At 66.9% G+C, this 13506-nt stretch carries 12 protein-coding genes and 1 tRNA gene; 7 read left to right on the top strand and 6 right to left on the bottom strand.

Annotation, left to right across the window (positions count from 1 at the left end; all coding sequences use genetic code 11):
• Positions 1-12 precede the first annotated feature (12 nt).
• Entirely contained in the window at positions 13-1038 is a 1026-nt protein-coding gene (locus HV793_RS26615; RefSeq protein ID WP_175161651.1) for a glycosyltransferase family 2 protein, read from the top strand.
• Positions 1029-2546, top strand: coding sequence for an ArnT family glycosyltransferase (locus tag HV793_RS26610; protein ID WP_175214180.1), 1518 nt, complete (start codon positions 1029-1031; stop codon positions 2544-2546). The genes HV793_RS26615 and HV793_RS26610 overlap by 10 nt, the downstream gene beginning before the upstream one ends.
• On the opposite strand, the gene ggt is transcribed toward HV793_RS26610, so the two are convergent.
• The gene (ggt, locus tag HV793_RS26605) at positions 2528-4123 is read right to left on the bottom strand and encodes a gamma-glutamyltransferase (RefSeq protein ID WP_054453480.1); all 1596 of its coding nucleotides are present in this window, start codon (positions 4121-4123) and stop codon (positions 2528-2530) included. The genes HV793_RS26610 and ggt overlap by 19 nt on opposite strands.
• Positions 4124-4148: 25 nt before the next feature.
• A complete protein-coding gene (locus tag HV793_RS26600) occupies positions 4149-5123 on the bottom strand; it encodes a Bug family tripartite tricarboxylate transporter substrate binding protein (RefSeq protein ID WP_054453478.1) in 975 nt (324 codons plus the stop codon).
• Between the two features lie 174 nt (positions 5124-5297).
• Here HV793_RS26600 and HV793_RS26595 point away from each other — a divergent pair, with 174 nt between their 5' ends.
• Both HV793_RS26595 and HV793_RS26590 read left to right on the top strand, forming a co-directional pair.
• Entirely contained in the window at positions 5298-5954 is a 657-nt protein-coding gene (locus HV793_RS26595; protein ID WP_054453476.1) for a GntR family transcriptional regulator, read from the top strand.
• Between the two features lie 52 nt (positions 5955-6006).
• Positions 6007-6495: a cupin domain-containing protein gene (locus tag HV793_RS26590; protein ID WP_054453474.1), complete on the top strand. Its 489-nt coding sequence runs from the start codon at positions 6007-6009 to the stop codon at positions 6493-6495.
• On the opposite strand, the gene HV793_RS26585 is transcribed toward HV793_RS26590, so the two are convergent.
• Positions 6492-7376 (bottom strand): DMT family transporter, encoded by an 885-nt coding sequence (locus HV793_RS26585; protein WP_054453736.1) that lies wholly within the window; start codon positions 7374-7376, stop codon positions 6492-6494. The genes HV793_RS26590 and HV793_RS26585 overlap by 4 nt on opposite strands.
• A 272-nt stretch (positions 7377-7648) precedes the next feature.
• On the opposite strand from HV793_RS26585, the gene HV793_RS26580 reads away from it, so the two are divergent.
• Entirely contained in the window at positions 7649-8911 is a 1263-nt protein-coding gene (locus HV793_RS26580) for an MFS transporter (protein ID WP_175214179.1), read from the top strand.
• A gap of 82 nt (positions 8912-8993) precedes the next feature.
• Here the strand turns inward: HV793_RS26580 and HV793_RS26575 are convergent, their stop codons facing one another.
• A complete protein-coding gene (locus tag HV793_RS26575) occupies positions 8994-9866 on the bottom strand; it encodes an NAD(P)-dependent oxidoreductase (RefSeq protein WP_054453470.1) in 873 nt (290 codons plus the stop codon).
• 159 nt (positions 9867-10025) lie between these two features.
• Here HV793_RS26575 and HV793_RS26570 point away from each other — a divergent pair, with 159 nt between their 5' ends.
• Complete coding sequence (locus tag HV793_RS26570) at positions 10026-10454, top strand: PaaI family thioesterase (RefSeq protein WP_054453468.1); 429 nt, start codon at positions 10026-10028, stop codon at positions 10452-10454.
• A gap of 13 nt (positions 10455-10467) precedes the next feature.
• On the opposite strand, the gene cls is transcribed toward HV793_RS26570, so the two are convergent.
• A complete protein-coding gene (gene cls / locus HV793_RS26565; RefSeq protein WP_175161679.1) occupies positions 10468-11925 on the bottom strand; it encodes a cardiolipin synthase in 1458 nt (485 codons plus the stop codon).
• A gap of 184 nt (positions 11926-12109) precedes the next feature.
• On the opposite strand from cls, the gene HV793_RS26560 reads away from it, so the two are divergent.
• A tRNA-His gene (locus HV793_RS26560) sits at positions 12110-12185 on the top strand.
• 188 nt (positions 12186-12373) lie between these two features.
• On the opposite strand, the gene HV793_RS26555 is transcribed toward HV793_RS26560, so the two are convergent.
• On the bottom strand, positions 12374-13465 hold the full coding sequence (locus HV793_RS26555) for a S24 family peptidase (RefSeq protein ID WP_175214178.1): 1092 nt from the start codon (positions 13463-13465) through the stop codon (positions 12374-12376).
• Between the last annotated feature and the right edge of the window lie 41 nt (positions 13466-13506).

The raw sequence follows: 13506 nt of genomic DNA, 5'->3' as shown, positions 1-13506 counted from the left end.
GGAGGCGATCCGATGAATGCCAGACCCGATCTCGATATCGCTGTGCTGGGCGCAATCAGCCCGATACAGCTATCCGTCATCATTCCATTCCTCAACGAAATGGAGGTGCTGCCGGCCTGCCACGAACGCCTGCGGCGGGTCTTGAAGACGTTGGGGCTGTCCTACGAGATCGTGTTCGTCGACGACGGCAGCAGCGACGGCAGCGCCGAATACCTGCAGGCCCTGCTGCGCGAGGAACGCGGCATCAAGCTGGTCAGGCTGAGCCGGAATTTCGGCAAGGAGGCCGCGATGACCGCAGGGATAGAACATGCGGCCGGAGCCGCGGTCATCATGCTGGATGCCGATCTGCAGGATCCGCCCGAGGCCATCCCCGCCATGGTGCGGGCCTGGAAAGAGGGCGCCGACGTCGTCAGCATGCGGCGGCGCAGCCGTGCGGGGGAAAGCGTCCTGAAGCGCCTTTCCGCCTATGCCTACTACAGGCTGCTGAGCCGCTTGAGCAAGGCCGCTATCCCGCCCGACACCGGCGATTTCCGGCTGATGAGCCGACGCGCCGTGACGGCTTTACTGCAGCTGCCCGAACGGTGCCGCTACATGAAGGGCCTGTACGCCTGGGTGGGCATGCCGACCCGGATCATCGATTACGACCGCGAGCCCCGCGCCGCTGGCGTCACCAAATGGAGCTACCTGGCGCTGTTCCGCCTGGCCATGGAAGGCATCACCTCGTTCTCCACCGCGCCCCTGCGCTGGGCGACGGGGCTGGGAGCGGCCGCGGCCCTGGGCGGCGCGGTCTTCGGCGCCGCCATCATCTTCAAGACCCTGATGTTCGGCGATGACGTCGCCGGCTATCCCTCGCTGATGGCGATGATGACCTTCATGGGCGGCGTGCAACTCATCACCATCGGTCTGTTGGGCGAGTACGTGGGCAAGACCTATATGGAAAGCAAGCAGCGGCCGGTCTATCTGGTGCGCGACGTGCAGCACAGCGGAGCGGCGGGCATGGCGGCATCGGGCCATGGGAGGGATGCGGCTTGCAGCTGAGCGCGCGGACCATGGCCGCCGGGCTGGCGGCGATACTGGGCGTGCGCCTCTTGGCGATGGTCCTGGTGCCATTCGCCGACACGTCCGAGCCACGCTATGCGGAGATCGCCAGGCTGATGGCGGAAACGGGCGACTGGATCACGCCCTGGTTCGCACCGGGCGTGCCGTTCTGGGGCAAGCCCCCATTGGGGTTCTGGGCCGAGGCGCTGTCGATCCGGTTGCTGGGGCTGAGCGAATTCAGCATCAGGCTGCCGTCGCTGCTGACCACGGCGGCGACGCTTGCCATTCTTCATGCGCTGGGGCGCCGCCTGTTTACGCTACAGGCCGCCAGATGGACCGTGCTGGTGTACGCATCCATGTTCCTGCCCCTGGTCGCGGCCGGGGCAGTGTTGACCGATCCGTTCCTTGCCCTGGGCGTCACGCTGAGCATGGCGTCATTCATCCTGGCGCGCGCGCCGGCGGCGGGGTTCTGGCGCTACGGATTTTTCCTGGGACTGGCGATCGGCCTGTTGTCCAAGGGGCCGCTGGCCGTGGTGTTGGTGGCGGGCGCCATCGTGCCCTGGATGCTGTGGCATGGGAACGTCCGGGCCAGCCTGCGGCGCCTGCCATGGGCAGCGGGAAGCGTGATGACGGCGGTCCTGGTGCTGCCCTGGTACGTGGCGGCGGAGATCAAGACGCCGGGCTTCATCCAGTATTTCATCGTGGGCGAGCACTTCCTGCGCTTCGTGGATCCGGGCTGGACCGGGGATCTCTACGGCTCGGCGCACAGCCGGCCCTACGGCGCCATCTGGCTGGACGGGATCGTGGCGTCGTTGCCTTGGGGAGTGTTCGGCGTCTGGCTGCTTGCCCGACGCTGGCGCGGGCCGGTGCGGCGGGCCGGCAGATGGCTGCGCCGGCCACGCTGGACCTATCTGTTGGCCTGGGGCGCGGCCACGCCGCTCTTCTTCACCCTGTCGGGCAACATCCTGTGGACCTACGCGCTGCCGGCCTTGCCGCCGCTGGCCTTGGCGATAGGCGCATGCCTGAGCCGCGCCCGCGCCCTGGCGCCAGCCCGCGTGGCGACGGCCTGCATGGCGTTGGGGCCGATTGCGGTGATTGTTTTCTGCGGCTTGCTGCTGGCCCAGCCGGAGCGGCTCAAAACGGAAAAACACCTTGTCGCCCGGGCCGACGCGCTGATGGCGCCCGGCGAAAAGCTCTACTTCGTCGACAGCCTGCCGTTCTCGGCGCGCTACTACTCGCGGGGCGCGGCCGCACGGGTGCCGCTGGAAGGCTTGGAGGCCGTATTGCCCAAGGACGGCAGGGTATTCCTGGCAGTGGAAAAAGCGGATCTGCGGCGGGTGCGCGAGCAGACGGGCGTGGAGCTTGAGCCGGTCTACACCAGCCGGCGCTACGTCTTGGTGATCGCCGGTACGCCGGCAGATCGCCGCCGGAGGCCGGCGGCGATGGCTTTATCGTCAAGGGCCGGGCCTGGATCCGGGCCCGGCCAGACTCAGAAGCCCACGGCCTGACCGTCGCGGCGCGAGTCGGACGCCGCCACGTAGCCGCCTTGCGGCAGGCGGCAGATCAGCTGCGCCGAACCGAATTCCAGGCTGTCGGCGGGCGCCACGGCGACGTTGTGGCCGCGTGCGCGCAGCGCGTCGACCACGTCCGCCGGCAAGTGCGATTCCACATTGACCACCGGGCCTTTTTCCACGCGGAAGCGCGGCGCGTCGCTCATGGCCTGCGGGTTCTGGCCGAACGCCGCCAGGCGCGTGACCATTTGCAGATGACCCTGGGCCTGCATCGATCCGCCCATCACGCCGAACGACATCAGCGGCTGGCCGCCGCGCGTGACGAAGGCGGGGATGATGGTGTGCATCGGCTTCTTGCGCGGCGCGACCTGATTGGCGTGGCCGGGCGTCAACACGAAGTTCAGGCCGCGGTTGTGCAGGCTGATGCCGGTGTCGGGCACCACCACGCCGGAACCGAAGCCGTGGTAGTTGGACTGGATGAAGGACACCATGGTGCCGCTGGCGTCGGCCGCCGTCAGGTACACGGTGCCGCCGGTGGCGGGCGTGCCCGCGACCGGCACGCTGGCGCGGTCCATGGAAATCTGGCGCGCGCGCTCGGCCAGGTAGCTGCGGTCCAGCAGGGCGGCGGCGCTGGTGCGCATGTGGCGCGGATCGGCGACGTGGTGGTGCAGGTCCGCGAACGCCAGCTTCATCGCTTCGATGCTGACGTGGTAGTAGTCCGCGCTGTCGCGGCCCATGCTTTCCAGGTCGAACTGTTCCAGCATGCCCAGCGCCATCAGCGCCGAGATGCCCTGGCCGCTGGGCGGGATCTCGTGCAGTTCGTAGCCGCGGAACGATTGCGAGATCGGCGTGACCCATTCGGGACGGTGCTCCGCCAGGTCCTCGGCACTGAGCGCGCCGCCGGTCTGGCGCGCGAAGTCGGCGATCTTGCGGGCGAGCTCGCCGCGGTAGAAGCTCTCGCCGCCGCTTTCGGCGATGGCGCGCAGCGTCTTGCCCTGCGCGGGAAAGCGCCACCATTCGCCGGCCTGCGGCGCACGGCCCTCGGGCAGGAAGGCGGCGGCAAAGCCTGGCTCCTGCGCCAGCTTGGGCGCTTGCGTGGCCCACTGGCGGGCGATGGTGGGCGATACCGCAAACCCTTCCTCGGCATAGGCGATGGCGGGTTCGAACAACTGCGCGAAAGGCAGCTTGCCGAAGCGCTCCGACAGCGCCTTCCATCCCGCGACCTGGCCCGGCACGGTCACCGTGCCCCAGCCGGTGCCGGGCATGGCGTCGCGGCCGGCGAAGTACTCCGGCGTCCACGCGGCGGGCGCGCAGCCGCTGGAGTTCAGGCCATGCAGCTGGCCGTCATGCCAGACCAGCGCGAACATGTCGCCGCCGATGCCGTTCATGACGGGTTCGACCACTGTCAGCGCGATGGCGGTGGCGATGGCGCTGTCCACGGCGTTGCCGCCGGCCAGCAGCATGCGCAGCCCGGCTTGGGCCGCCAGCGGCTGGCTGGTGGCGACCGCGTTGGCGGCCAGGACCGGCATCTTCCGGGATGCGTAGGGGAAAGACCAATCGAAGGGTAAGGACATGGAAACGGGGAACTCGTAGTGAAAATTACTGCGGCGTGATGCCGGCCTGATCGATCAGCTGCTTGGTGCGCGGGATTTCGGCCTTGATGAAGGCGGCGAATTCCTCGCGGCTGCCGCCGCGGGGCTCCGCGCCAGCTTCCGCGAGCTTACTGCGCAGCGCCGGATCGGCAAGCACTTTGTTGACGGCGCGGTTGAGCTTGTCGAGCACCGGAGCGGGCGTGCCTTCGGGCGCGACCAGACCGTACCACGGCGCGATGTCGTAGCCGGCGTAGCCCTGTTCCGCGATCGTGGGAATCTCGGGCGCCAGCGCCGAGCGCTTGGCGTTGGACATGCCCAGCGCCAGCAGCGCGCCGCTCTTGGCCTGGGGCAGGCCGGTCATGATGGTGTCGAAGTACATCGAGACCTGGCCGCTGAGCAGCGCGGGGATGGCTTCGCCGGCGCCCTTGTACGGCACGTGCAGGATGTCGATGCCGGCCACGGACTTGAGCATTTCGCCCGCCATGTGCGAAGTCGTGCCGGTGCCGAACGAGGCGTAGGTCAGTTTTCCCGGGTTGGCGCGGGCGTAGGCCACCATTTCCGGCAAGGTCTTGAACGGCTGCGACGGATTGGCCAGCAGGATGTTGGGGGTGTACGCCACCATGGATACCAGCGCGAAGGCGTCGGGGTCGTAGGACAGGCGCTTTTGCAGGAAGCGGTTGGTGACGATGGCGGCGGGGCCGCCCATCAACAGCGTGTAGCCGTCGGGCGTTGCGCGTGCCACCGAAGCGCTGCCGATAGCAGCCGCGGCGCCCGGACGGGCTTCGACGACGAAGGGCTGGCCCAGTTCCGTCGACAGCGCGGCGCCCAGCTGGCGCGAAATCAGGTCGGTGGCGGAACCGGCCTGGAAGGGCACGACGATGCGCACCGGATGCTGCGGCCAGTCGGTCGCCTGGGCGCCCGCTTGGGCGGCAAAGGCCACGGCGGCGGCGCCTGCCAGCGCCCGGATGAAACGAAACTTCATGAATTCCCCTTGATCGCGTTATGGAGTGCGTGCAGGGATTAGACGCAAGCGGACGCTGCAAGGCCATTAGGATTTGCATCCATGGATCACTGGATCCAATTTGTGTTATTTTTGCGGTTATCTATCATGGCGGCTTTCGTGGGCCTATCCGTCGGCCCTAGCCCCGGGACTCCAATGCTGCAATTCCAAAAGACAGCCATCAGCGCCGAAGACGAGGCCTACCTGCATCTGCAGCGCGAAATCCGCCTGGGCCGCTACGCGCCCGGCCAGCGCCTGGTGCCCGAGGTGGTCGCGGCCGAAATCGGTACCAGCCGCATGCCGGTACGCGGCGCGCTGCGCCGGCTGGCCTCGGAAGGATTGGTCGAGATCCGCGCCAACCGCGGCGCGGTGGTGCGCGGCCTGAATCAGCAGGAAATGCTGGAAGTGTTCGAAATGCGGTCCGTGCTGGAAGGCCTGGCCATGCGTAACGCGGTGCTGCACATGGGCGCCGAGCACATCCGCCGCCTGTCGCTGCTGCTGGAACAGCTGGAGCAGGGGCCGGGCGAACACCTGGACTGGATCACCGCGCATCGCGAATTCCACGAATACCTGTGCAGCTTCTGCCAGCAGCCGCGCCTGCTGCGCCAGATCTCGGAGCTGCATTCCGTCGTCGAACCCTATATGCGCCTGTGGGTGGCCCAGCCCGGCCGCGTCCTGCGCGTGCGCGAATCGCACCAGGAATTGATCTCCGCGTTGCAGACGCGCGACCCGGTGCGTTGCGAAGCGGCCATGCGCCAGCATGTGCTGAACACGGTGCCCGCCCTGCAGGCGTTTCTGGAGCAGGCGGCCTAGGACGCGCGGCTTTGCTCTAGACTGGCCCCATCCTCTACGCGCCCGTCCCGTCATGACCGCATCCGCCGATCTCATCCGCCGCCTGGACCTGCTGCCGCACCCCGAAGGCGGTTACTACCGCGAAACCTATCGCGCCGCCGATGCCGTGACGCGCGGCGACGGCGCGCGCCGCTCGGCCAGCACCGCCATCTACTACCTGCTATGCGACGGCGCCTGGTCGACATGGCACCGCATCCGGTCCGACGAACTCTGGCATTTCCATGCGGGCGGCGCGCTGCTTGTCCATGTGCTGGCGCCGGACGGCGCTTACCGCTGCCTGCGGCTGGGCGACGCGCTGAAGGACCCTGAGGCCGCGTTCCAGGCGGTCGTGCCGGCCGGCAGCTGGTTCGCGGCAGAACTGGCCGACCCGGCCGGTTATGCGCTGGCCGGCTGCACGGTGGCGCCGGGCTTCGAGTTCAGCGAGTTCGAATTGGCCGACGCCGCCGACCTGCAACGGCTGTACCCCGCGCAGGCCGGATTGATCGCGCGCCTGGCCCGCTAGTCGGCGCCCTGTGCTTGCGGCTTTTTCCTGCGGGTGAACTTGGCCTCGCTTGCCAGCACGCCCGCCACGATCAGGCCGGCGCCTACCAACGCCAGCGCGGGTAGCCGGTCGCCGGCCAGGCGTCCCACGATGCCGCCCCACACAGGCTCGCCAGCATAGATGACGGTGGCCCGGGTTGGAGACACCGACTTCTGCGCCCAGTTCATGGTCAGCTGGATGATGGCGCTGGCCAGTCCCAGGCCGATGGCGGCACCCGCCCACAGCCATGAGAATTCGGGCACCGCTTCGCCCAACACGGGCATCAGCGCGAACGACACCAGGCCTGCCGTCAACAACTGTACGAAGGTGACGCGGCGGCTGTCGACCTTCTTGGCATAGTGGCCGATCAGGATGATCTCCGCGGCGATCGCCGCGGCTCCGGCAAGCGTGGCCGCTTCGCCCACGCTGAAATTCAGCGCGCCTGCCTGCGGACCCGCCAGCAGGATCAGGCCCGCGAAGGCCAGCGCCACACCCACCCAGCTCATCAGGCCTGGCGGCTTCTTCAGTACGGCCCATTGCAGCAGCGGCACGATGGGCACGTACATCGCCGTGATGAAGGCGGACTGGCTGCTGGTGATGGTCTGCAAGCCGTAGGTCTGCAGGAAGTAGCCCAGGAACAGGGCGCAGCCGATGGCGATGCCGGCGCCGACCTCCTGGCGGGTGATCGCAGCCATGTGCTTGCGGAACATCAGCAGCGCCATCAGGCCGGCGATGGTGAAACGCACGCCCACGAAGAACAGCGGTCCGCTGTGCTGCATGGCGATGTGGATGATGAGGAAGGTGCTGCCCCACAGCATGGTGACCAGCACCAGCGCGATTTCCTGGCGGGACAGGGCGAACATCGAGGTCTTGGACTTCACGGTCTGCTTCGGGCGCGACGAAATGGCGAGCACTATACAGCGCTTCGGTGACCGCTCACCGAACAGATTCCCGGATTCCGGGCGGAGCAGACATATAGCCAGGAGTAATATGACGCGTCCGGCGTCGTCAGGCCGCCGGAGATGACAAGCCGGTGCACGCCTCGTTCTTCTCGCTCCTGCCGCCGCCTCTTGGGCGGCGCTGGCGAACCTGGGCGCGCCAAGCGGCCACAAGAAGATATCGAGGAGAAGCGCAAGTGGAGAAGCAACAGTCGGGCGGCTGGTATTTCGGCTGGAACATCGTAGGCGCCGCTACGGTACTCACCCTGTTGACGGTCGGCCTGCGCATGGGGGTCGGGCCATTCTTCCTGCCCATCGCGGACGCCCTGGGCTTCACGCGCAGTACGCTGTCCGGCATCGTCGCGATCGGCATGCTCTGCTATGGGCTGGCCATGCCGGTAGCGGGTTATCTGGTCGGCACGCGCGGCACCCGCTTCGTGCTGCTGACCGGCACCGCCATCGTCGTGTTGTCGATCATCTGGACGGTCTACGCGCGCGGCCCCATCGAATTCCTGCTGTCCTTCGGCGTGGCGCTGTCCATCGGCCTGGGCTTCACCAGCCCGGTAGCGTTGACGCCGGTGATCAGCCGCTGGTTCACGCGCCAGCGCGGCATGGCGCTGTTCTTCCTGTCCACCGGTTCCATGGCCGGCATCGCGCTGATGACGCCAACCCTGACCTTCGCGATCTCGGCCGTGGGCTGGCAGGAAACACTGCTGGGCTTCGCCGCGCTGTTCGCGCTGCTGACCGTGCCGATGGCGCTCTTCGTCATGCGCGATGAAGCGCCCGAGCACACCGACCTGCTGCCGCACCAGATCATCGACAAGGCGGGACCGGCCAAAGCTGCGGCGAAGCAGCCTGCGCCCAACGTGCGCGCGGCGCTTAACTCGCTGCCGTTCTGGCAGGTGGCGCTGGGCCTGTTTGCCTGTGGTTTCAGCATGAACCTGCTGGGCACGCACGGCGTGCCCATGCTGATGGACCATGGCTTTGACGCCACCACCAGTTCGCTGGGCATCGGCCTGATCGGCCTGGTCGCCATCTTCAGCACCCTGGTGCTGGGGCGCATGTCCGACCAGGTCGAACGGCGCGCCATCCTGGCCGCGATCTATCTCGTGCGCGGGCTGGGTTTCTTCGCGCTGGTCATGGTGGGCGCGCATTGGGAACTGTACGCCGCGGCCACCCTGGGCGGCATCGCGTGGGCTGGCAGCATCGCCCTGTCGTCGGCCATTCTTGCCGACGTCTACGGCGTGCGGCTGGTGGGCGTGCTTTACGGACTGGTCTACCTGGGCCACCAGGTTGGCGGCATGATCAGCTCATGGCTGGGCGGCTGGGCCTATGAGACCTTCGGCACGCATTGGGTGGCCTTCGGGGCAGCGGGCGCGCTGCTGTTGGCGGCGGCCCTGATTTCCTTGCGCCTGCCGGCGCGGGGCCTGCCGCGCGCGGTAGCGGTGGCCGGCCGTTGATCCCCGCGGACTGTGGGCGATGCCGTCCGCAGCGTTTGCCATCGCATCCGTGACGCCGGATGCGATGGTCTCCAGGACCGTCCTAGCGGTCCTTCAACAGCGATACCAGTTCCGGCACGTAGCGGTCGCCGCCGCCCTGAGTGACGGCCTGGTCGAACGTGTGCTGCACGGCCGCGCCGATTTCCCGTACCGCGCCCGTTTCCGCGGCCATGGTGTTGTAGTAGGACAGGTCCTTCTGCGCATTCGACATGAAGAACCGCAGCGAGGACGGATCCTGTTCCAGCAGGTAAGGCTTGATGCGTTCCAGTGCCACGCCGCCGCCGCCGCCCTTGGCCAGCACGTCGGCGAACACCGCCGGATCGATCTCCGCGCGCAGCGCGCAAGCTGCGGCTTCCGACAGCAGCGCGACCACGCCCAGCGACACGTAGTTGTGCAGCAGCTTCATGCGATGGCCGGCGCCGATCGGGCCGGCGTGCGTGATGTTCTCGGCGAAGCAGGCCAGCAGCGGCTTGCATTCCTCGAACAGCGCGGCGTCGCCGCCCACCAGCAGATTGAGCCGGCCCTCGGCGGCTTCCTTGGGGGTGCGCGTCATCGGCGCATCGAGGAAGCGGCCGCCGGTTTCCGTCACGGCCTGCGCCACCTTGACGGTGGAAGAGGGGATCGCCGTCGAGCAATCGATGATGACCGTACCGGGACGCAAGCCCGCCAGCACGCCGCCCTCGGACAGCAGCACGGCCTCGACCTGCGGGCTGCCGGTAACGCAGAGGATGATCACGTCAGACTGGGCCGCCAACGTGGCGCCATCGGTCACGCTGGTTGCGCCCGCGGCCTTCAGCGCGTCCAGGGGCTGATTGCCCGGGTGCTCAAGCACGGTCAGCGCGTGCCCGTGCTTGACCAGATTGCTTGCAATGCCATGGCCCATGAGGCCGATACCAACCATGCCGACTTTCGCCATCTTCCACTGCTCCTGCCATGTAGGGGTTTGTTATGGCGTAAATCTTACTCTGACTTGCGGATCGTCCGCGCCGCGATCACAGGTCTGCGGATAGCGGTGCCGGCAGCAGACTTCTTTGCGATACTCGAGGTATTCCGCGTGAAAAAACCAGGCTTGAGCATGACAGACTCCATTCCTTCCGGTTTCGCGCCTTGGCGCCCCAGCAGCCCCTTCATGGAACATCTGGCCGACCTCGGCGCGCTCTACAAGCGCGATGCCGATTGCGTCCTGGCCCTGCGCGTGGGGATGGCGCACACCAATATGCACGCCATCGCCCACGGCGGCCTGCTCGCCACGCTGGCCGACAGCGCGCTGGGCCATACCATCGCCGAGCAGGCGCAGGCCTCGGTGGTCACGGTGCAGATGTCGGTGGAATACCTGAATCCGGTCAAGCCCGGGGACTGGCTCGAAGCCCATGTCCGCATCGACAAGCAGGGCCGCCGTCTGATCTACGCCACCTGCCTGCTGCAGGTCGAAGGCCGCGTCATGCTCAAGGCCAACGCGGTCTTCGCGGTGCGCGCCGCGCCCGCGCCGGCTTCCGACGGTTGAGCTTCCTGCGGTTCTACAAGTAAGGCGTAGCCAGCCAGATCACCTTGTTGCGCAGGCGCTTGGCGAACGGCGCGCGCAGCAGGTTTTCCAGCGTCTCGCGCTGGCCCTGCGCGATCAAGCCGTCGACCCGCGCGCCGATCCAGCGCGCCACGCCGGGATCGTAGATTTCAGTATCCAGCTCGAAGTTCAGCCGCAGGCTGCGCGGATCCAGGTTGGACGAACCCACATAGGCCCACGCGTCGTCCACCGTCATCAGCTTGGAGTGGTCGAACGCGCCATGCGAACGCCAGACCCGGCAGCCCGTGCGCACCACCTGGTCCAGCTGGGCCGTCATCGCGTAGTCCACCAGCCGCAGGTTGTTCTTCCCGGGAATCACGATGTCCACCACCACGCCGCGCCGCGCGGCCGTGGCCAGCGCGCCGATCAGCGTCTGGTCCGGCAGGAAGTAGGGCGACTGGATGCGCACGTGGCGCTGCGCCACCGCCAGCGCGCCCAACAGCATATTGTGCGTGCTGCCCAGCGCGCGGTCCGGACCGGACGGCACGCAGCGCATCGGCACGTCGCCTGTGGGGGGCAAGGCCTCGGGATCGAACCAGGGCCTGGCCGGCAGGGATTCGTGCGTCGTGAAGTTCCAGTCGTGCGCAAACACCGACATCAGCTGCGTCACGATCGGTCCTTCCACCCGGAAGTGCGTATCGCGGTTGGTGCCATCGCCCGCCAGCGCGCTGACGAAGGCCGCGCGCACGTTCATCCCACCGGTAAAGCCCAGGCGTCCGTCCACCACCAGCACCTTGCGGTGGCTGCGCAGGTTGGCATAGGGCATGCGCAGTACGCCCAGCGGATTGGTCATGAAGCGCGCCACTGGCACCCCGCCGCGCGACAGCATGCGCACGATGGGCGGCCGCGAATACTTGGAACCGATGGCGTCGATCAGCACCCGCACCTCGACCCCGCGCTCGCGCGCCTCGATCAGCGCCTGCGCCATCTCCCGCCCGATCGCGTCGTTGTCGAAGATATAGCTCTGCATCGCCACCGCGTGGCGCGCTTCGCGGATCGCCTGCAGCATCGCCGGATAGGCCTCGTCACCGCCGGCCAGCGGCCGCACCGCGTTGCCGCCCAGCAGGCGGAAGCGGCTGACGCGGTCGCCCAGCACCTTCAGCGACGCGAACTGCTGGCCCGAGATCGGCGCCACGTCCACCGGCGCAGTCTCGACCTGCTCCGCATCCACCACCATCGCCTCATCGCGCTGCTGCGACAGCCGCGTCTTGCGGATCCGGTTGATGCCCGCCACGAAATAAAACAACGCGCCGAACAGCGGCGAAAACAGCGCCACCCCCACCCAGCCTATGGCCGCCCGCACGTCCTGTTTGGTCATCGCGGCATGCACCGCCGCGCCCGTTCCGGCCACGATGCTGATGGCAAACACCAGATGGGGCCAGTAATCGATCAAGATTGCGTGTATGCGGTCCATGGCGATGGCGTAAGCGCGGCCTCCGTAGATGATCAATGGCGAAGGATAGCAAGGTGGCCCGCGCTGGCAAGTGGGGCGGCAGGGCCGGTTTCACACGGATTAAAAAAACGTGCTAGAATTCGGCCTCTTCGTTGTTGAGCAGCTTTCAAAAGCAGCGCAGCAAGGAAGAAAAGCAGTATCAGAGGTGGCTGTAGCTCAGTTGGTAGAGTCCCGGATTGTGATTCCGGTTGTCGTGGGTTCGAGCCCCATCAGCCACCCCAAAGAATTCAATGAAGATAAGGCACTTTCGCGAAAGCGAAGTGCCTTTTTTCATTTGCTGGCGCTTTACGCTTTCGGCGCATCTTGTGCTTCGCTTGCTCAGCAAGCGCGGGCTGAATTCCAGTCAAGAAAAAGCCATCCGGAGATGGCTTCTACGACTACCCGCAAGGCGAGGCCCCGAGACTTTCCATCACTCAGCCCGCCACTGCCCCGCCTCATCATCCCGCAACCTTGCCCCCGCCCACACAACCCGCCCCAACACCCGCACCGATGCCCCGTTCTCCAGCGGGATGTCATCGTGCAAGGGATTGAACGACCGCGCCACCCATTGCCCGGTTAGCCGTTCCCGGGCCACCGTCTTCACGATCATCTTGCCGTCGTAGTTGATGGCATAGACCCCGCCGGCGGCGATGTCTTGCAGCGTCAGGCTTTCATTCGGAACCACCAGCAACGCAGCGCCGTCGCGGATGACGGGCTCCATGCTGTCGCCCTTCGCATACACCACGCGGCCTCGGCCGTTGTCCGCGCCTACCGACCTGAGGAAAGACTTGCGGAACTGGATCATGCCGGTCTGTTCTTCGGCATGGTTTTCGATGGGGTCGCCCGCAGCCAGGCGCACGTCGGCCAGTTCCGGGACCTTCTCGAACCTGTCGTTGGCCGCGGGCGGTTCGCCCACGCCCACATTGGCGACCACGCCTTTCTGGGTGCTGATCCGGACCCTGCCTTCGCGTTCGGCCTGGCGCGTGGTCTTGCCGCCTTCCCAGGGCGCCGCAGGCAGGCCATCGATGCGCATGGGGAACTCGTCTCGGGACAAGTAGGTGTCCACCAGCGAGTCGCTGCGCAGGACCGTCGGCATTTGTGGCGCGGCGGTGGCAGGGGAGACGTCAATCCCCAACTTCAATTGCGCGATCGCCAACGCAATCGCGCCCTGCAATTTGTTCAGCTGATCCGGCGGTAATGCCCGCACCTGTTCTTCCGGTATGCCGGGGAAGGGCCACGGAGGGGGCGCCAGCGCCGCTGCGGCCACGGATCCATCGCGCGCGGGCAGTTTCGGGGCGGTGCCGTCGTACAGCCATTGCGCGTTCACGCGCAGCAGCGGGGCGACCTTGATGCAGGTCGCCATATCCATGCCGTTGGACCCATTGAACCAATGCGTCGCCGCGCCGGAAGAGGCGCCGGCTGCCTTCCATAGGTCTGTCTTGGTAAGGCGCGGTTCGGCCGCGTCCGCACGACGGGCCGCTTCCTCGTTGAACGCCTGTGTGATTCGCTTCTGAAAGGTCATCTTAGGATGCTAAACAAAAACAATCTTAGTTGGCTTGCATT

Source organism: Achromobacter aegrifaciens, from assembly GCF_902859965.1.
GTDB classification, from domain to species: domain Bacteria; phylum Pseudomonadota; class Gammaproteobacteria; order Burkholderiales; family Burkholderiaceae_B; genus Achromobacter; species Achromobacter aegrifaciens.
The sequence above is the reverse complement of the archived record's forward strand: the minus strand, read 5'-3'. Positions and strand labels throughout refer to the sequence as shown.

Excerpts from the sequence above, each read along its gene's own strand:
- HV793_RS26555 (WP_175214178.1), bottom strand. The coding sequence starts at position 13,465 with ATGACCTTTCAGAAGCGAATCACACAGGCGTTCAACGAGGAAGCGGCC.
- cls (WP_175161679.1), bottom strand. The coding sequence starts at position 11,925 with ATGGACCGCATACACGCAATCTTGATCGATTACTGGCCCCATCTGGTG.
- HV793_RS26595 (WP_054453476.1), top strand. The coding sequence starts at position 5,298 with ATGCTGCAATTCCAAAAGACAGCCATCAGCGCCGAAGACGAGGCCTAC.
- HV793_RS26585 (WP_054453736.1), bottom strand. The coding sequence starts at position 7,376 with ATGTTCGCCCTGTCCCGCCAGGAAATCGCGCTGGTGCTGGTCACCATG.
- HV793_RS26570 (WP_054453468.1), top strand. The coding sequence starts at position 10,026 with ATGACAGACTCCATTCCTTCCGGTTTCGCGCCTTGGCGCCCCAGCAGC.
- HV793_RS26575 (WP_054453470.1), bottom strand. The coding sequence starts at position 9,866 with ATGGCGAAAGTCGGCATGGTTGGTATCGGCCTCATGGGCCATGGCATT.
- ggt (WP_054453480.1), bottom strand. The coding sequence starts at position 4,123 with ATGTCCTTACCCTTCGATTGGTCTTTCCCCTACGCATCCCGGAAGATG.
- HV793_RS26615 (WP_175161651.1), top strand. The coding sequence starts at position 13 with ATGAATGCCAGACCCGATCTCGATATCGCTGTGCTGGGCGCAATCAGC.
- HV793_RS26590 (WP_054453474.1), top strand. The coding sequence starts at position 6,007 with ATGACCGCATCCGCCGATCTCATCCGCCGCCTGGACCTGCTGCCGCAC.
- HV793_RS26600 (WP_054453478.1), bottom strand. The coding sequence starts at position 5,123 with ATGAAGTTTCGTTTCATCCGGGCGCTGGCAGGCGCCGCCGCCGTGGCC.